General features: G+C 54.9%; 12 protein-coding genes and 1 pseudogene. All 13 read right to left on the minus strand.

The features are described from left to right. Positions 1 to 2: 2 nt before the first annotated feature. The gene (gene tssM / locus OOJ60_RS18120; RefSeq protein ID WP_205612988.1) at positions 3 to 3,464 is read right to left on the minus strand and encodes a type VI secretion system membrane subunit TssM; all 3,462 of its coding nucleotides are present in this window, start codon (positions 3,462 to 3,464) and stop codon (positions 3 to 5) included. Positions 3,465 to 3,544: 80 nt separating this feature from the next. Further along, positions 3,545 to 4,960 carry a type VI secretion system protein TssA gene (gene tssA, locus OOJ60_RS18125; RefSeq protein ID WP_205612973.1) on the minus strand — a complete coding sequence of 472 codons (1,416 nt, stop codon included), beginning with the start codon at positions 4,958 to 4,960 and terminating at the stop codon, positions 3,545 to 3,547. A gap of 2 nt (positions 4,961 to 4,962) precedes the next feature. Further along, the gene (gene vasI / locus OOJ60_RS18130) at positions 4,963 to 5,691 is read right to left on the minus strand and encodes a type VI secretion system-associated protein VasI (RefSeq protein ID WP_205612974.1); all 729 of its coding nucleotides are present in this window, start codon (positions 5,689 to 5,691) and stop codon (positions 4,963 to 4,965) included. Beyond that, positions 5,688 to 8,444 (minus strand): annotated as a pseudogene (gene tssH / locus OOJ60_RS18135) (type VI secretion system ATPase TssH). The gene vasI and the pseudogene tssH overlap by 4 nt, the downstream one beginning before the upstream one ends. Before the next feature lie 13 nt (positions 8,445 to 8,457). Continuing rightward, the gene (gene icmH, locus OOJ60_RS18140; protein ID WP_205612975.1) at positions 8,458 to 9,216 is read right to left on the minus strand and encodes a type IVB secretion system protein IcmH/DotU; all 759 of its coding nucleotides are present in this window, start codon (positions 9,214 to 9,216) and stop codon (positions 8,458 to 8,460) included. Between the two features lie 4 nt (positions 9,217 to 9,220). After that, positions 9,221 to 10,552: a type VI secretion system baseplate subunit TssK gene (tssK, locus tag OOJ60_RS18145; protein WP_205612976.1), complete on the minus strand. Its 1,332-nt coding sequence runs from the start codon at positions 10,550 to 10,552 to the stop codon at positions 9,221 to 9,223. Between the two features lie 2 nt (positions 10,553 to 10,554). Next, positions 10,555 to 11,088 (minus strand): type VI secretion system lipoprotein TssJ, encoded by a 534-nt coding sequence (gene tssJ, locus OOJ60_RS18150; RefSeq protein WP_205612977.1) that lies wholly within the window; start codon positions 11,086 to 11,088, stop codon positions 10,555 to 10,557. Then, positions 11,085 to 12,374, minus strand: coding sequence for a type VI secretion system-associated FHA domain protein TagH (gene tagH / locus OOJ60_RS18155; protein ID WP_205612978.1), 1,290 nt, complete (start codon positions 12,372 to 12,374; stop codon positions 11,085 to 11,087). Before tagH ends, tssJ begins: the two co-directional genes overlap by 4 nt. A 24-nt stretch (positions 12,375 to 12,398) precedes the next feature. Then, complete coding sequence (gene tssG / locus OOJ60_RS18160) at positions 12,399 to 13,487, minus strand: type VI secretion system baseplate subunit TssG (protein ID WP_205612979.1); 1,089 nt, start codon at positions 13,485 to 13,487, stop codon at positions 12,399 to 12,401. After that, positions 13,451 to 15,304 (minus strand): type VI secretion system baseplate subunit TssF, encoded by a 1,854-nt coding sequence (gene tssF, locus OOJ60_RS18165; RefSeq protein WP_205612980.1) that lies wholly within the window; start codon positions 15,302 to 15,304, stop codon positions 13,451 to 13,453. Before tssF ends, tssG begins: the two co-directional genes overlap by 37 nt. Before the next feature lie 4 nt (positions 15,305 to 15,308). Continuing rightward, a complete protein-coding gene (gene tssE / locus OOJ60_RS18170; RefSeq protein ID WP_205612981.1) occupies positions 15,309 to 15,728 on the minus strand; it encodes a type VI secretion system baseplate subunit TssE in 420 nt (139 codons plus the stop codon). Next, positions 15,725 to 17,197, minus strand: a complete 1,473-nt coding sequence (gene tssC, locus OOJ60_RS18175; RefSeq protein WP_205612982.1) for a type VI secretion system contractile sheath large subunit — start codon at positions 17,195 to 17,197, stop codon at positions 15,725 to 15,727. Before tssC ends, tssE begins: the two co-directional genes overlap by 4 nt. Before the next feature lie 290 nt (positions 17,198 to 17,487). Continuing rightward, positions 17,488 to 17,991 (minus strand): type VI secretion system contractile sheath small subunit, encoded by a 504-nt coding sequence (tssB, locus tag OOJ60_RS18180; protein WP_205612983.1) that lies wholly within the window; start codon positions 17,989 to 17,991, stop codon positions 17,488 to 17,490. Positions 17,992 to 18,474 lie beyond the last annotated feature (483 nt).

Consider the following 18,474-nt stretch of genomic DNA (forward strand, 5'->3'; position numbering starts at 1 on the left):
CCTCAGTACAGGGTATCCGGCAGCCGGAACTGGCTGAATAACCCGCCGGTGAACGGGTTATCTTCCGTATCTGTATGCACCCGGTACACCATTGCGCCGCCATCCACGTTAAAGCGCACGCTGAATGTGCCATCCTGTACGCCGGTGAGTTGCCCAGCGCCAAACAGCCTGAACTGCGCCCACGGTCCGCTGAAACCGATGCTGCGCGGCGTTTTGCCGCCAGTGCCAATCAGCGTCAGCTTGCTTTCATTGCCCTCACGCATGTTATTCGGCCAGACCAGATGCGCGGTATAATTGCGGCCCTGGCTGTAGTCCACTAACTGACCGTCAAGGTTGAGTACGCTGCGCCGTTTATTGCCGGAAAGCGATACGGTTTCCACGGCAAACTGGGTGCCCAGCCCATTCTGGCGGCTGAAGAACGCTTCGCGGATCTCCTGCGCGGTCTCCAGTTGTCTGCGGACATCTTCGCGAATGACGACGCTGTTGTCCCCGTCCCCCAGACTCAGGTCGTTCTCCATAAATAGCCGCAGATTCTGCTGATAAAAGGTATCCAGTACGCCATCCGGTTTAAAGAAGCGTTCAAACGCATCCAGCGACGCATCTGACTGTGAGCGCGGGTTAAACGGATAATTGTCGGCGAGTTGTTCATTAAAGGATTTGACCACGTTGTCGCGCCAGTCCACTTCCATATAGTGAACCGCCTCAACCATCACCACATGCCAGGCCTGATCGGCCAGCTTGCCCACCCAGCGGTTAAGCGGTGCGGGCAGCGTTTTGGCCATCTGGCGGGTGGCGAAGATCGGATCGCTGCTGTTTTGATCCAGCCGTAGCTGCACCGCTTTCAGCGCTGATTTTCCCGGTACAGGTGCGTTCTGGATCGCCAGCAGGTAACGGTGCAGTTCCGTCAGTTGTTGATAGACTGCCTGCAGGGTGTTTTCTTTGTCTTTCTGTACCGCCAGCGTGCTGTTCTCCGGGGCAAACTCATGCCCCAGGCGGGTCAGTAACTGATAATCCGGCTCTGCCATGGCTTCCTGAAGCGCTCTGTCATCCAGTTTTTCAGAGAGTACGGCGGGCTGTGTATTGTCGCGCAGTGCCGTTAGCGCCCGCTGGAGCGGCTGATCGCCACTGATAATTTGCTCCAGCGCCCCGGTCAGCTCCGCAACAGATTCATAATCACGTACGTTGAGGTTATCCATCCCGGCGCGCCAGGTGGCGGTGTAGTCGCTGAGATACTGTTCGGTGAGCTGGCGCTGAATTTCTGCCCGGTCGGCTTCGCTGTATTTTACGCTGTGAGTCAGGTTCAGAACCCAGGAATCCATCGCTGTCAGTTGGATCAACGCATCGCGCTGTTTGACAAAATAACTTTGCAGGCCGTAACGGGTGAGGAATTGCGGAACAATAAGTTTATTATCATCCCCGGAGGTAAACACCTGATCAAACGTGGCGCCCACCTGGTCGCGCAGATTCAGATCGGCGGGCAGCACGCCGAGCGCACGCGTTTTCAGACTCTGGTAAACACGCTGGTAGACGGGTAGTTTGCTGAGTTCTTTCTGGGCCGCCGCCACCGGGCCGTCATACGGCGTCCAGCGGCTGATGGCGTCACCGTCGCCTGCCTGGCGTTCTGCGTGCCAGTCAGTGTGTTGCAGGGCGTAGTCCAGATGAGACATAAGCTGCGCCTGGAGATCGCGCTGGCCGTGGAACTTATCGCTCCAGCGTTTCGCCATATACTGCTTCACCACCTCATTACTGCGTCCGCTTTTATCCTCCAGCATTCTGATGACGCGCAATACCGCGAGCTTTTCCTCGCTCTCCGCTGGCGCGGCATTCATCTCTTTGACCAGACCATTAAACAGGGCGGGCAGGTAACGCTGCTCCAGCAGTTGCAGGTAGGTCTGCTCCACATACGGACCGACACGCCTGCCCTGATACAACCCCATATCGGCCAGACGGCTGCGATCACCCCAGTCGCCGTAGGCCAGCGTGGCATCACGCACCGGGTTAAGTAACGGCAGTTGCAGATTGCCATAATCATCCATACCCTGCGGCGGCGGAACAGACATAAAGGCTTTGGCCTGCTCCAGTACGGTGACACCGGAGCGCCAGTTATTATTGTAATAGTGATGCCAGCCCGTAATCAGCAGCAACGCGGTGATGCCCCCGGCGACGGAAAACACCGATAACTGGCGGCGGGACTGCATCAGCCAGACACGGCTTTCACCGGCGAGATTAGGCTCTGCCAGTAAGGTCTGTGGAAACAGGTTGCGGGTAAAATACGGTGCCGTGTCCACCAGCGGCCAGGTCGTCATCGGGCTGTGGCCCAGGCGGAACTGACGGGCGGCAGACTGCATAAAAATATCGTCTATCTGGCCGCGTTGCAGGGAGGAGGTGAAGTACACGCCGCGCAGCATGACGTCCATATTTTCCCCATCCAGTAATCCGCTCAACAGGGAGACCAGCGGCTCGCGGCTCCCCTGTATTTGGCGGACAAAGCTGAACAGGGAACTGCGAGAACCGGGGGTTAGCATCCGCTCCGGCAGGGCGTTATTGAGCTGTTCGCCCCAGGTCTGCCAGAACGCATTCAGCTCTGTGCGCCAGTCGTCATTTTCATGGGCATGGCGGGTAAAGGTGACGCCAAGAATGGCGTCGCGATCGTTCCTGTCCAGAGAATGAAACAGCGCGGCGAAACCGTGCAGTAAATCCAGCCGGGTCAGCACCACATACACAGGTAACTGGCAGTGAAGGTGCTGGCGTATATCCTGCAAACGTCCGCGCAGGATTTGCAGCAGGTGCTCCCGGCGTCGTTTGTCGGCAGTCAGCAGATCGGGTAGATCCAGCGTCAGTATCAGGCCGTTCAGCGGTTGTCTGGCCCGTTTTTGTACCAGCCAGTCCAGCAGAGTTGTCCACAGGCGGCGGTGCAGCACATCTGCCTCCTGTTGCTCAAACAGGAGGCCGTCTGCATCAAAAATGACCGCCTGTTTTCCCACGTGGGGGATAACATACCGACGCAATTCCACTCCCCGCACGGCCTCCGGGGCGTAAATAATGTCGGATGGAAAACCTTCGCGCAGCAGCGACGTTTTGCCACTTCCGGATGGACCAATAACCATATACCACGGCAGTTGCCACAGATAGCGACGGTTGTCGAGATGGCGTTGCAGACGCAGCAGCCAGTGGTCGAGATAACGTTGCTGGGCAGTCAGCTCTATGGTCAGCGGATCTTTTTCCTCTTCTCGCTGTTGTTTTTGCTGTTTCTCCAGCTGTTGTAGGCGCTTCATTACTCTGACGGTAAGCCATACCAGCGCCGCGAGCGCCCAGCCCGCCGTCGCCAGCCAGCGGTTTGTCAGCGGTTTAAGCCACTGCTCGTCGTATAACGACCATGACGGGCCTTTCCACCAGATCCATACCAGCAGCACAATCCACGCCAGTGCCAGCAGCCAGGCGGCGGAAACCTTAACGCGGGGCATCGCCGGTCGGAGGGCGGATCGCAGACTGTTGAACAGTCGTGGGGTTGGTAATCTGAACACGGTAACTCCTTGTTATTTTATTATTTTTCTGCCGTGAATTTGTTTTCCAGTTGCTCCAGCAGGGACGGCTCCCAGTCAGCCAGCGTCATACGCAGCCCTGCTTTAAACAACATCCGGTACTGCTGCTGTGCAAGCTGCACCATTCCGGCGTCTTCCATCAGTTGCGCGCCAAGATACTGCCGGAGAAACTGATCGCGCGGATCGCCTTCCGGCAGCTTTTCCAGGTATTGCAGCGCGGCTTCCAGTCCCTGCTCGCTGAAACACTGGCGGACAACCTCTGTGTCTTCGTCGGTCCGTACAAGCGGGGCTTTCTGACTGCCCGGTGACGTCGCCAGCCACTGTTTTGTCTGCTCATTCATAAAGGGTGTGCGATCATTAAACAGCAGGGTGGCAAGTTGCGGCAGGCGGGCGAGAAAACGGGTCACTTCATCCCGGATGGCTTCTGCTGCGCTGGTGTAACCCAGACGTTGCGCGGTTTGCGCCGAAAGATAATGGCCATCGAGCCAGTACGGGGCCAGAAGCAGGCTTTTTTCAATCTGCTGCCAGAGCGCCAGATCAGCATTGTTCAGTCGGGTCTGATAATCGGCGGTCATATCAGCAGGCACCGCCGCCAGTGGTGTCCGCCCGTCGCTTTCAGCCTGGGGTACGGATGTAATGGCCTGCCATAACGCATGGCGGCGCAGGCGGTAACCCTGCGGCGAATCCGGCTGGCGCTCACACAGAATGGCGGCGACTTTCAGCAGTGTGTCGCGCCAGGCCTTGTCATCATGACTGTCAATATCGACGGTCGGGACAGCAGCGATGGCAGACGCCGTCACCGATGCCGGAGCGGGCGGAGGGACAGTGAGCGCAGGTGAACCGGCGGAGGGCGGCGCAGACTGCACAGGGGCTGCCCTGTGAAATGCCCGGCGATACTGCGACGATAGGTCATCGACGGCCTGCGCCAGTGCCGGGATATTTTGCTCCTGCCAGCGCTGCGCCAGTTTTGCCAGCTCCGCCAGCAGGCTGTCGCGCTGCGTGATATCTGCCGATTCTGCGAAGCTCTCTGCTCCGGATTCAAATCGTTTCAGTACCTGAGCGGCGAAACGCTGTTTGTGGGCTGCATTTTGTGGGGCGGCCAGCGTCCAGTAATGTTCCACATACAACGTCAGTAAACGTAACGCTAGCAGTGGATCACCGGCGTGTTGCAGCGTGCGTAACAGGTGGGCCAGCAGACGAAAATCTTTGCTTTCCGAAGCCAGGAGCATCAGCCCCCGGCGCTGAATTTCCTGGATATCCAACTGACTGTGCGCTAATGAACCAAGTTTAAGCATTTCGCCGTCGATATATTCCCAGTCAGGATTATCGTCTTTCAGCGCGGAAGCCAGTTTGTCTTCCGGCAGATTTTCCAGCAGATGCGAAATCCAGGTATCCGGGCTACGTAAGTCCATTGCCATTTTTATTCCCCCGCCCAGTGACAGGCGTCGCGCAGCGGTGCGATGGTTTTCGCCAGCCCGTCAATATTAAATGTCAGTTTCCCGGCAGCGCCATCCGTACCGGTGTCGATGGTCAGGGTCTTTGCATCGAAAAGCTGTCTGATTTCGTCAATGCCGGCTAACCCCCGGCTGGCCTCCAGCAGATAACCGTTCTCGCGGATAAACCAATGTGACTGAAAACGTCCGTTGTCGGTGGTCAGCGTCACGGCGATGTCGTCAGGTGTCATGGCATGGGTCAGCGCCACCTGCATTCGGGTAATGTTATCCACACAACTGAACATCAGCACAGGGCGCGGCGGCACATTGCCGATGGCCGGGGTGGTGATAATCACGGTGGGCCGTTCGCCATCGCTCTGCGTCATCATCAGAGCGCTGGAGTTGTCCGGACGCTGTTTTTCCTGAGTGAAGGCCCGCTTCCAGGCTTCGCCTTCATAACTGGCCTTTACCAGCGCGCCGTCAAAGCCGTGTTGCTCCGGAGCCAGAATATGGTCATAGCAATCAAGCCGTTCCAGCGCAGCTGGCTCCCGGCGACAGGCCATCATGGCACTGAGCGTCGTCTGTGCGTTGGTTTCCGGCGCCACACTCCCCGGCAGTACGGCAACCGCCTGTTTCGCTGGTGTTTCCGACTGTACTGCGCCGGGGAATAATCCCGGCAGCAGCATCATGATCATGAGCGTCTGCATTCTGCTCATAGAACAGTTTCGTCCTCTGTTTCCGGCTCAGGCTGCACGTTATCTGCAAGGGTGTCATCCGGTGCATCTTCAACGTCAGCGGTAAACGCACCGTCCGTCACGCCCAGCACGATGCGGGCAACCGCCGTGTTCGCCGCCATTTTCTGCAACAGCAGCAGGGACAGCGGCGGCAGCATCTCGCCATCAATAACCGATTCCAGCATCCGCGCGCCGTTTTCAGCGCGGGTGACGCGCTGCATGATTTCGTCGGTCACTTCCGGCTCAATCACCACTTCCGCGCCGAAGCGGGTACACAGCACGTTGTCCAGTCGCGCCAGCTTCCCGGCAATAATGACGGAGAGTGTTTCACGCGATAGCGGCAGATACGGCACCACTTCCATGCGTGCCAATAGCGCAGGTTTGAAGAAATCCGCCAGCACCGGGTACAGCGCATCGTGCATGGTTTCAGGGTTATCAGCATGTTCGACAATCACCTGATAACCGAGGTTGGAGGTGAGGAAAAAGACGATATTTTTACAGTCAATCAGACGGCCTTCGCCGTCGGCCATCTCGCCCTTGTCGAATGCCTGGTAGAACAGGTTAAGCACGTCCGGGTGCGCTTTTTCCACTTCATCCAGCAGCACTACGGAATACTGTTTCTGACGGATGGCTTCGGTCAGCACGCCGCCTTCGCCATAGCCGACATAGCCCGGAGGGGAACCAATCAGGCGTGAGACGGTGTGTTTCTCCTGGAATTCGGACATGTTGATGGTGGTGAGGTACTGGCGACCGCCATAGAGCAGTTCCGCCAGTTGCAACACGGTTTCCGTTTTACCCACGCCGCTGGGACCGGCCAGCAGGAATGCGCCCAGCGGTCGCCCCGGACGGCGCAGATCCGCACGCGCTGTCAGCAGGTGTTTATGCAGGTGCTTAATCGCCAGATCCTGGCCCTAGATAGTGTCGCCCAACCACTGCGGCAAATCGGTGATGACCGACATCTCGTTCTGCGACAGACGGTTAAGTGGTACGCCTGTCCATTCGGCAATCACTGCTGCGATTTGTTTTTTATCGACGTGTGGGGAAACCAGTAACTGCGTATGGTGCAGATTATCCAGTTCGGCGGTCAGCGCTGCCAGTCGTTCTGTCGGACAGCGTTCGGGGACGGTTTGTGGTTGCTCCGTCACGGGTTCATCTGCCGGAACGGGGTTATTGTCGGCATCCACGTCTTCTGACTCCGCACCTTCTTCCTTACCGCTAACGGATTCATCCAGCAACCCCCTGCGCAGCGCGATAATCTCCTGCACCAGCGCTTGCTGCTTATGCCAGGCAACTTCCAGCTCATCAAGTTCTGTCAGTGTTTCATCATACCGTACCCGCACCTCACTCAGCCGCGAGGCGTCAGATCGCAGGCCAATGCGGATTTCACGCTCAAGCTGGCGGATTTCCGCTCTGCACTGCTGGCTCAGGGTGGTCAGCGCCGAAATTTGCCGGGGCGGAGATGACAGGTTAATTGCCACCCGCGCACAGGCGGTATCCAGTACATCAATGGCTTTATCCGGCAACTGACGCCCGGAAAGATAGCGCTCGCTCAATGTCGCCGCAGCCTGTAACGCTTCATCGTCAATCAGTACGCCGTGGGACTGCTCATATACCGCCGACAGGCCGCGCAGAATAATGGTGGCTTCGGCAGCATTGGGTTCGCGTACTTTTACCAGTTGGAAACGACGCGACAGGGCGGCGTCTTTTTCAAAGTATTTTTTATATTCGCTCCAGGTGGTGGCGGCGATGGTTTTTAGCTCACCGCGCGCCAGCGCAGGTTTTAACAGGTTGGAGATATCCAGCCCGCCCTGCTGGTTGCCCGCGCCAATCAGGGTGTGTGCTTCATCAATAAACAAAATAAGGGGAACAGGCGAGGAAATCACTTCCGCCATCAACCCCTTAAAGCGCTTTTCAAATTCACCCTTAACCGATGCCCCGGCCTGTAATGCGCCGAGATCCAACGTCATAATGTCGGTATTTTTCAGCTTGTCCGGCACCTGGCCTGCAACGATTCGCAGCGCCAGACCTTCTATTAAGGCACTTTTACCGACGCCCGCTTCGCCTACGACCACCGGGTTGTTCTTACGGCGGCGGCAGAGAATGTCAATCATCAGGTCGATTTCATTATCGCGGCACAATACCGGATCGAGTTTGCCGTTGCGGGCATCATCGGTCATGTTTCTGGCGTAGCGGGCAAGCAGGCTGTCGCCGGTATCGGCTGCGGCGCTAATGACCTGTCCGTTCGCATTCAGCATAATCGACTCGGCGGACGCCTTCGTCCATTCGGCAAAATCCTGCTGTAGCTGGTCGCGGTTGATGGCGGTAAGTAACCGGGCGGCGGCAGGCAACACGTAGCGCAGTGGCGAGTGGAGCAGGGCGAGCAGCAGGACGCCGCCGCGCAGCTCTGTCTGCTGCAGTTCAGCAGACGCCAGCAGCCAGGCCTCTTTCAGCCATTCAACCAGCATCGGGGAAAACGACGGATAGCTATCAACTGAACGAGTGGTGGCGTAATTTTCCACCGTCAGTGCCTGGCGTAAATCATCGGTGCTGATCCCGGCGCGTTCAATAATGACCCGCAAATCGCTGCGCGGGATAGCCAGCATCTGGATCAGTACGTGGCTGGTGGTGATTTCCGCCGCATGCTGGCTCATACACTCTGAGGCTGCGGCTTCCAGCGCCTGTTTCGCGAAGGGAGCGAGCCGTTTTACCAGGGTGGCTAAATCAATCTGGATCATGGAATAGACGTCCTTATCTGGCAAGCAGCCGGTTTAACTGGTGAAGAATGTCCTGCGTCTGGCTGTCCAGACGCAGCAGATAAAAGAAATAGAACAGTGCCAGCACGACGATACCGCCACACAGGACATGGCGGATGGTCAGTCGTTTAATGAGTTGGTAGCGTCCGCCCTGGGTTTTTTTATCCTGATGCAGCAGTGGGAAAGGCGCGTCGCCGCGCAGTTTATGCAGAACGTGATACAGGCGGCGGTATATCTGCTCAAACTCCCCCTGATCCTGGACTGCAACTTTATAACGCCCGCGAAAGCCCAGTGAAAAGCAGATGTACAAAAACTCCAGCAGATCCTGGTAGCGTTTTGGCTCGCGCATCAGACGTTCCAGCAGGATAAAGACCTTTTCACCGCCCCAGGCTTCATTGTGGAAATGCACCAGTAACGACTGTTTGATCCACTCGTTCTTGTTGGACCAGCCGTTACCCAGCGCTGCTTCGTCAATAAAGGTACACAGGATGTAGCGAAACGAGATAATCACGCCTGGCTCATAGCCCTGCTCCTGGAGTAGCTGCTCCATTGCTTGCACATCCGTCACCACCTGGGTGAACAGGTGTTCCGGCATGGCATGGCTGTTCATCCCGGCAACACGCATCACCATCCCCAGCAGCGGCGTAGCGGCGTCGATCATCGCGTTCAGGCTGTTACCGCGAAGCGAAAGCTGGTACTGGCGGTGTCCTTCGTTTTCGTATCCGGGTAACGGGGGCAGTGACAGTTCATCCATCGCGTTATCCTCTTATAGCCCACAGGTGCATATTCAGATCCGGAAAACTGCCGGAAACATGCAGGGCGATGGCTCCGGTAGCAACGACTTCAGCCCACACGGCACCGCTCTTGTCCAGTTCGAAATAGCTGAAACCGGCATGGTACGGAAGCTGGCGAGGGGCCACCATCAGCGTATGTAGCGGGATACCGGGGATTTGCACGCTGACCATATTGCGAATTTTTTCCGGGGAGGAAATTTTTGACTGCTGAATAAACTGGCGCTGGAGCTGTAGTGTCTCCATTTTGGCTGCCACCGCCAGCACGAAAGTGGCTGACTGCAACAGCGTTGAGTCATGTATATCAGCCTGCCAGATGCCATCGCGCAGATGCAGCGGCAGGTTAACCGCCCTGGGTGACAGGACGGTATGCAGTGCCCGCTTCACTTCCGGCAACAGTGTTTTGAAGCTGTCAGTCAGATTACGGTGATCATAAACATCCAGCGGGCAGGGCAGGCGGGACGGCTCGGTAAATGTCATGAGTTCGCCCATTAGCCCGGCAAGATCGAGATAAAACGCTTCCGGATGAAGCTGTGGCCTGCGGGCGCGATGGGTGAACCGGGTCTGATTGCGGTTGAGCAGTTGCAGCATCATAAATTCCGCCACGTCTGCAATACCGCTTTGCGCCGGAGAGCCAATACGATTAGCCAGGTCATTAGCCCGGCCGCCAACCGCTTCCTGTACCTCGCGGAGAAATTCACGCAACCGCGTACTGACATAGATGTTCTGACAGGTGGGGATAAAGCTGTCATCCAGCATCAGGGAACCGTCTGCGCGCCTGTCTTTGATACGGCACAGAGGCAACGTGATATACGCGCTCATATCGTCCGCCCCGCTCATAATACGGGGGGTTAACTGGCCCAGCGTCAGCGTCCGGGCATCGCCATTCTCGGAATGCAGATCCCGGACGCTGGCATCGTTCAGCCGATAACGCCCAACCTGTTGTCCGTAACTGACTTCTCCTCTCACATCGCTGGCAACGGGTAAGGCCAGATAAACATTGCGACTTTCCTCATCAGGAAAACTGTCCGGATGCAGCGGATCGGGGAGCGCATCCTGATCCGGAATGGAAAACACGGTGCCATCCGGCAGGGTGCCTGACGCGCTGTCGATCATAATTTTGCCCTGTCCCAGCAGTTCATCATTGAGGGAAAGTTCGGTAAATCCCCAGGACAAATCATGCGTGGCCCGGAAACGCAGATTATTCACATAATCGTTATAACGTTGCTGCTGCTGGAGATGGTGCGGACGCATCAGCGTTCCTTCCCGCCACATCACCTTGTTTCGCGTGGTTGCCATCGTTAATCATCCTCTTTTTTCATTTCAATACTGCTCTGCCGGATATGGACCAGCAGGCGGTAGTGGTGTCCTGACCCTGCCACCGGTTCGATTTGCTTCCATTGTGTGGTCTGGTCGTCGGAGAAGTAGGCAATCACGCCGATAAACTGCGTTTTCTCATCCATCTTCATCGGCGGCAGAGTTTTTATGGTGTCGGGCAGCAGGCTGAAATCCTGGTGATCGATATAGTTTTTCCCCAGCGCGTCGGGCAGTGCGGTGGTGGCTATCTGGTCGTAATCGGCCGCCTGAAATTTTGAGTCATCGCTCAGATAAACCAGTTGCACATCCACCGCGGCCGCTTCACCGTCCGCGTTAATATTGGCATCCGGCTCCGTCAGCAGCGTAATCGTCACCTGTGAGGGCTGGTCAGCCAGCTTACCGACCTGGATATCCGGGTTTTTGATCACTTCGCCGATTTTTTTTACTGTTTCACAGCCGCATAAGGCGATGGTGAACAACGCCACCATCGCCCAGGCGAGGAAACTACGCCCTGTCATGCTTCCGGCTCCCGCTGTTTTTCACGTAACACCCGGTCATACACCTGGGCATATACTTCGTTAAACAGCATCTCAAAACCCTGCTGGCGGCTGGAGGCCAGTTCGTCGTAATAATCGCTGTACATTTGCCAGGCACCGGCATCATCCAGTGGCTTGCGCAGCTCATGGCTGCGGCGATACTGCACAAAACGGCGCATCAGGCTTTTCGGCGAGAAGGCGTCCAGCAGCACACGCAGCGATTCCACAATAGCGGCGCGGTTGGCCTCTTCGTGATGACGGATATTGCGCAGGCTTTCGCTGACGGCGGCAGGCGCGGCAAGATGTACCGGGCTTTTCCCTTCGGCAAACAGCACGTCCAGCGCCGTGGCGTAGTCCATATTCAGGCGCAGCGGGTTATCTTCCAGCGGGCACAAATGCTTATCAGACAGGCTGTTACGGTGTTGCTGTAGCTCCAACAATCCTTTAACCGCCGCCTGCAATGTCCTCCCTGCTTCTTCCAGCAAATCGTCGGCATCTTTCGTGTTATGCACGGCAAGCGATCCTCCCAGTCCGCGCAGTAACGGGGTGACGGCGAGATGGCGCTGTGCCGCGTCTGCCGGTGAAAGCGAGTCATCACCGCCGTCCTGCGGATCGGCATACATTGACGGCAGATCCATAAACGGTGTGTTGATCCCGCCATGCGTGACCGGATCGGACAACGGGGCGGATGGCCGGGCAGGCGCGATCGCCGCAAGAAGATCGTCCCTTGTGGTCAGACTTTCGGTCCGCAGCGCCTGCAACGGATCGGTGGAAAAACCATTCATCACGGTATCGGCGAGTTGATGGCGGGATGGCATTCCCGGATATTCCGGTGCGCCGTCAGTGGAAAGCAGCGTGTCTGACAGAATGTCGTGGTTAGAAACGATGGTTTCAGGGGTGGCCATCTCTTCGTCGTAATGCCGCATCCCGCCCTGGTTCAGATAAACCCGGAGTATCAGATGCCCTGTCTGGATCTCATCGCCCTGGCGTAACTGCACCAGATCCGCGGCTACCGTGACTTTGGCCTGATTCAGCCATAGTGGTGCGGCCAGCGGATGCAGGCAGAATGCGCCATCATGCAGACTGATGGTGAACGCTTTCGCCGGAACGTCCTGATGCCTGTCCTGAATCGGCCAGTGGCACTCACTGTTGTGGCCCACATCCCCGCTCTGTGTGAACAGACACCGTGCCGCGCGCCCGCTTTCAAGCTCGCTGCCGTTGACGACATGCAGTGAAAGCGTTTGTTGCCGCGTTTTTTCTTCCGCCATATCATGCTCCATGATGGTTATATTTTACTCCCTGACCCTGATGGCGACTGAGGGATGTTCTCCCGGATCGCCGAGAAATGACGTCCAGCCCAGCAGTGCGCTCTTGTTATCGCCCAGCCGCATGGTGCCAACCTGTTCCGGCGCCAGTCCTAGGTGCAAATCCCAGGCAAGCTGATCGCGCAGGACGAAGGATATAAACATCGCCAGCGGCAGAAAGCTTTCTCCTGACGGCAGGAACGAGAGAAACTGCTTACGACTCAGGTTGTTAATGCTTAACTGAAATTTACCGCTGAGATCTGGAACACTCGTTCCGAGAACAAAACCACCCAGTACCGATCGACCGGCCAGTTTTTCGCCATTTTTAATCGTGTAACATCCGAGACTGTTCTGCTGATCCGGCTCTATATCCACCATCCGTCGCTGCCAGTTTTGCAGCGTTACGTCAGATAGATTTAAATCGAAACAGTGAGCGATCAACGAGCAGACGATCTCTGGCGAGCGTCCCGGATTCGCCAGTATTCCGGCATAGGCCAGCATTTTGCTGTGATTAATTGCCAGCCGGTCACGAAGTTGCCGGTGGCCCAGTCCAACCAGGGAATACATCCGCTGTGAGAACGCATCCACACCGCCGTTACGAAACGAAACGTGGTAGCGATACTTACGCCAGGTATGCCAGACGAACTGTGTCAGGCGATGGCTGAACATATCCAGAAAATCGCCAACCGGACTTTGCTCATGCGCGGATTTCCAGGCCAGGTGATCAAGATAATAGCCAGGGAGGGGAGACTGGCTGCCCTGTAGCCCCATAAAGGTGGTGGTCATCCGGAACTGTCCAGCGGTCTCCTGCTCCAGCGCGCTGATATCACTTACCGGAAACCCCAGGCTGGCGTCAGCCTGGAAACGAATGGTCTCCTGTGCCGGAGGGGTATCCAGGGATAACGCCGGTGTATCACCACCCTCTGATGCCAGTCGGTGCAGCAATTCGGAGAGGGCGAAAAAATTACAGGCGCAGGCGTTCTGAAGAAAATTCTCCCGTAACGTATTTTGTTCATTCTTTACCGGAGCATCGTCCGGATTCAGATGAGCGGGTGTTGCCCGGTTCTTTCCGCCCATTTCCATGACTCCTGGCTCTCCGTGTTAACAACGGTGAGCATGTGGAATGAATTGACGCTGGCATACAGCGACAGAAAGTGTGACAAAACTGCACCCAGAAGATACATCTCTCCTTCACAGATAAACGGCCCCGGCTGGATATACAAGGTTGACGCCAGACCTCGCACCGGTATCCCGGTAAACAGGCGATCAACAGGTCTGGTTTCCAGCCGTTCAATAGCATCCAGTTTTTGCTGTGACAGGCGAGCCAGTTGCGGATGATGAATGGCGTGGCGATCAAAATTGGCGATAACCTGTTTGAGCGCATCAGCCTCCAGCAGTGATAGATAATTCAGGTTCATGGCGGACAGCAGGGACCAGTGCAGGCTGCCATCTGTAACTGGCCAGAGTGGCGGAGTGGGGCGGGTGATATTGCGAAATGACGCTACAGCCGCGTTTTTACCTGTTGTACCTGTGATGTCGCCAGGCAGGAGCTGTACCGGCAATTCACGGTTGGTGCAGGTCAGCGATACCGAAACCACTTCATTATTAAGTAGCGAGGCATCCGGGAGGCAGCCATCAGCATGAATAAAAGCCAGAGTATGATCAAAGCCCCGCAGAAACAGCGAGGTCTTTGTCCGGTGCTGCCAGTAGACCACTTCCCGCTTATGACTGTATTCCATCTGATGACTGAAACTTTCAAAAGCAGGCCACTGGCGCACAGAAGGTGTAGTAACGGGGTGTCCAAACTCTTTTTTTCTGAATATACCCTGTGTCTGGCTCACCACACTATTAACCGAAAAAATGTCGTAATGATCCGGATAGTGGCGGCTGGGTATCAGTGGATAATCTGCCCGCTGGTGATCCAGCGTAATCGCTTCGGCATGATGGAAAAAAAGATTAATGGCGGGCGCACAGTATAAACGCAGGGAGTCGCGGTGTAACTGGATATCCACGGGTAGGGGGCGCGAAAAACGCAGCCGCAGGGTGAAACGGTTCTCCTTCAGCCTGTCAGGTAGCGCCGGAAGGCCACAGACATCGAAAAAGAGAAAACTGTCGGCATAGCAGAAAAATTCCTGGAGAATACGGTAGCCGCTGTGGACATTACCGGGCCAGGGCAGCATGGCATCTTCTGGCTCAAACCCCACAGCTTTCAGCATAAATTCGGGCATTGGGATCGACTGCTCGCCCGCAATCAACTCTGCGCCCTGTAAATATTCGCAAAACCACAAATAAAGCTGATAGCGGGTATAATTATCATCGTCGCCCAGCCAGAAGCGCAGCCTGTTCAGATCCAGAGTGGTGAAATCTGTACCCGGTGCGACGGTAAAGGTGATATCAATGATACCATGGCGGGGCGTACTGCGATCCTTAACCTGATCCAGTTGAACGGGCAGCAGCCAGATATCCCGGCAAAGAGTGAACGTACAGGGAGGTGCTACATCATGTTCATTGCCGGAATACGCAGACAATACCTGGTTTCCCTGAGTTCCCTTCGCACCGGTTGTGAACTGTTCGTTGCGGGGGATGCATACTGGCACGGAGGTTTTGTCCATATCCGGGCTGTATTCAATCAGCGTCATCGACGGCACCGGGCGCAGATAATTGGGCCACAGCATTTTGATCAGGCCGTGTGTCAGCTCAGGAAACTCATCTTCAATTTTCTGGCGCAGATTGCCGGTCAGAAAGGCCACGCCTTCCAGCAGACGCTCGATATCCGGGTCGGCCTCTTTTTCAGCCAGAAATCGGGCCAGATGCGGCTTTTCGGTCGCCAGTTGTTTACTTAACTGGCGAAGGTAATTCAGCTCCTGCCTGTAATAACGCTCTTCGAATTCCATTTTACTACTCCACCCGATAATGCTGGCTGCCGTCCGGTGCCATATCAAACTCAAGCACATCGTCGATGTTGTTAAATTTCACCCAGGCGGTGATATGGAATGTTATTTCCTGTGGGCTGGCCAGCAGGGGAAGCACCGCCCGAACCTCAGCATGTGAGATCCGGGGTTCATAACGCTCAATGCACTGCACGATGGCCTGGCTCATGGCGCTACGATAATTTTCTGACCCTTCCGGCTCTTCGATGCCCAGCTCCGGGGTACCCCGACAACTGCCGGAGCGGGTGTTCAGGATATTTCGCAGGCTGTGGCGAATGGACTGTCTGAATGCTTCTATATTTCCGTCCCCCCGCCAGTTTCTGGCAGGAGGGTTTTCCAGACGCTCAAACAGCGATCCGGCAGGTCTCTCGCGCTCCGCTGGTATCACTTGTCTAACCGTCCGACTAAAGACAATTCAAACGACGCACCCATATATTTAAAATGGGGTCTTGCGGAAATTGCGACCTGATACCAGCCAGGTTCACCGTCCACATCCAGTACCTCAACTTTAGCGCCACGCAGGGGCTTACGGCTGCGAACGTCAGCGGGCGGATTCTCCTGATCAGCGACATACTGGCGGACCCAAATATTGAGTTCCCGCTCAAGGTCGCTTCTCTCTTTCCACGATCCGAGCTGTTCACGTTGCAGCACTTTAATATAGTGTGCGAGGCGGTTGATAATGAACAGGTACGGTAATTGCGTACCCAACTTGTAGTTGGTTTCGGCATCTTTGCCCGGAAAATGCTTGGGTTTTTGAACCGAATTGGCGGAGAAAAAAGCGGCGTTATCGCTGCCCTTGCGCATGGTCAGGGTGATGAATCCCTCTTCGGCCAGTTCAAATTCACGGCGATCGGTGATTAGCACTTCTGTTGGGATCTTGGCCTGAATCTGCCCCATTGCTTCATATAAATGTACCGGCAGATCTTTTACCGCGCCGCCGCTCTGCGGCCCAATAATATTCGGTGCCCATCTGTATTTCGCGAACGAGTCGGCCACATTACTGGCCAGCATCCAGGCGGTATTGCCCCAGAGATAGTGCTCGTGGCTGTGGCTGACATCTTCGGCGTAATTAAAACTCCTGATGGGGTTTTCTGTGGCGGAATAGGGCTGGCGTAGCAGAAAACGCGGTGCGGTCAGCCCCAGGTAGCGAGAGTCTTCGGAATCTCGCAGGGCGCGCCATTTTGTGTAAGCCGGGCTTTCAAAGATGGCGTAAAGATCCTTGATATTGGGCAGTTCGGTCCAGGAATTTAATCCCATGAACTCCGGTGATACGGAAGACAGGAACGGCGCATGGGCCATAGCGCCGACGGCGCTGACATAGTTCAGCAGCTTCATGTCCGGTGTGGTATTTTTGAACTCATATGCACCCAATACGGCTGCAATGGGTTCGCCGCCAAACTGTCCAAATCCGCTGGAGTAAACATGCTTATAGAAGCCGGACTGGGTAATTTCTGGCGCGAACTCGAAGTCGTCCAGCAACTCTTCTTTGGTGACATGGAGAATATTAACCTTAATATTCTCGCGAAAATCAACGCGGTCCACCAGCGCTTTCATTGAACGCCAGAACGACTCCAGTTGCTGAAATTCAGGGGCATGAATAATAGCATCCATCTGGCGGCTGATACGGGCGTCGATGTCCGCAATCATACTGTCCACGGCCAGTTTGTTTACGGGTTCTGCTGGCGAACTGGATTGCAGGAGGCTGGCAACAAAAGCCGTTACGCCCTGGCGGGCAATATCATAACCGTCAGCGCCGGGCTGGATGCGGGTTTGTGCCATGATTTCATCAAGTAGCGACGGGGCATGACTTCCCTGTTCAGTGCGGGTGGAAACAAGTTCCTCTTCCTGTAAAGACATACTGAAAATCCTTGTGTTGATCTTTATTTCTGAAGCCAGGTTTCACTGTCAGTGGAACACCTTCCGCCAGTGTGGCTTCATCTGCTGGTACCCGTTGATATGGATGATTTCATCCATCAGACATCCGATCCTCTGGTCAAGCGCTGCGATCAATACATCCAGTGTTTCTGTGTTGATGTCGCTTGTCTGACTGATACACAACCGGATCACAGCCTGCGTTATTGCGTCATCGGTTCTGGTGGTATTTTTCTGCAAGCCCATACCAGGGCAACCTCCCTGAAAAACAGAGGTTACTGGTTTTCTGCCAGGCTGATTTCCCGCAGTAACTGTTCGCGGGATTCTTCATTTTCCAGCAATGCCTGAAGTTGGGCGCGAAATGCAGGCAGATTACCCAGCGGCCCTTTTAATGCTGTCAGCGCTTCGCGGAGCTCCAGCAATTTGTTCAGCTCTGGCACCTGTTTTGCCACACTGTCCGGAGAAAAATCGTTCAGGGATTTGATTTCCAGCGAGACATTCATCTCATCGTCATCTTTTGCGTCGTCCTTCAATGCTGTCGGAACTGCGAAATTCAGGCTAATGGACGCTTCTGCCATCACTGAATTGAACGAGTGTTTGTCGATTGAAACCATCTGACGCTCATCAAGTGGCGCTGTTTCCTGTGAGTTACCCGTATCACCCACTATCAACATGTTGAGGGGTAATTCCACCTCAGCTGGCTCACCGTCAGTTTTGGGAACATAAGAAATATTTATGCGTTCTTTAGGCGCCACGCTACCGTTGTAATCTTTGCTCATAAAACTCATCCATCAGGTTATGTTGTGTTCTGCATCTCCGTACAGACTATGGAATGCCGTGCGATAAAAAAATCTGGTAAACATTTTACGCGCAGATTTTTTTTTGAGAAGCACTTTTTTCAAATGAAATTCAGGAGTATTCTTTTTTTGTTGTTATTTTTAAGGTGATTCCTTTTTTCATAAGAAATAACTTAAAAGAGATTTCAGTGAACTCTGTTTTATTTGTAATTTATTGATTTGTCTGTGTTTTTTGTTTAATTCTATGCGTGAGGTAAATGTTGTTTGTATGAATTCATACATCGTAATTATCTTTATAAAAAGGTAAGGTGATGGATGGGTGTGAATAATGATTGAAATGATGAATATAATATTTATTCGTGGATAAGCTATCGTCCTTTTTTTACAGGAATGAATGCTGATATATCACCATATGGATATATGAGCATTTGATTCAGCCATCAGGTGAATGCTTTTTAGCCTCTG

Source organism: Citrobacter sp. R4 (assembly GCF_026719175.1).
GTDB lineage: Bacteria > Pseudomonadota > Gammaproteobacteria > Enterobacterales > Enterobacteriaceae > Citrobacter_A > Citrobacter_A sedlakii.

Excerpts from the sequence above, each read along its gene's own strand:
- tssA (WP_205612973.1), bottom strand. The coding sequence starts at position 4,960 with ATGGCAATGGACTTACGTAGCCCGGATACCTGGATTTCGCATCTGCTG.
- tssF (WP_205612980.1), bottom strand. The coding sequence starts at position 15,304 with ATGGAATTCGAAGAGCGTTATTACAGGCAGGAGCTGAATTACCTTCGC.
- tssG (WP_205612979.1), bottom strand. The coding sequence starts at position 13,487 with ATGGGCGGAAAGAACCGGGCAACACCCGCTCATCTGAATCCGGACGAT.
- tssB (WP_205612983.1), bottom strand. The coding sequence starts at position 17,991 with ATGAGCAAAGATTACAACGGTAGCGTGGCGCCTAAAGAACGCATAAAT.
- tssK (WP_205612976.1), bottom strand. The coding sequence starts at position 10,552 with ATGGCAACCACGCGAAACAAGGTGATGTGGCGGGAAGGAACGCTGATG.
- icmH (WP_205612975.1), bottom strand. The coding sequence starts at position 9,216 with ATGGATGAACTGTCACTGCCCCCGTTACCCGGATACGAAAACGAAGGA.
- tagH (WP_205612978.1), bottom strand. The coding sequence starts at position 12,374 with ATGGCGGAAGAAAAAACGCGGCAACAAACGCTTTCACTGCATGTCGTC.
- tssM (WP_205612988.1), bottom strand. The coding sequence starts at position 3,464 with ATGCCCCGCGTTAAGGTTTCCGCCGCCTGGCTGCTGGCACTGGCGTGG.
- tssC (WP_205612982.1), bottom strand. The coding sequence starts at position 17,197 with ATGTCTTTACAGGAAGAGGAACTTGTTTCCACCCGCACTGAACAGGGA.
- tssJ (WP_205612977.1), bottom strand. The coding sequence starts at position 11,088 with ATGACAGGGCGTAGTTTCCTCGCCTGGGCGATGGTGGCGTTGTTCACC.
- vasI (WP_205612974.1), bottom strand. The coding sequence starts at position 5,691 with ATGAGCAGAATGCAGACGCTCATGATCATGATGCTGCTGCCGGGATTA.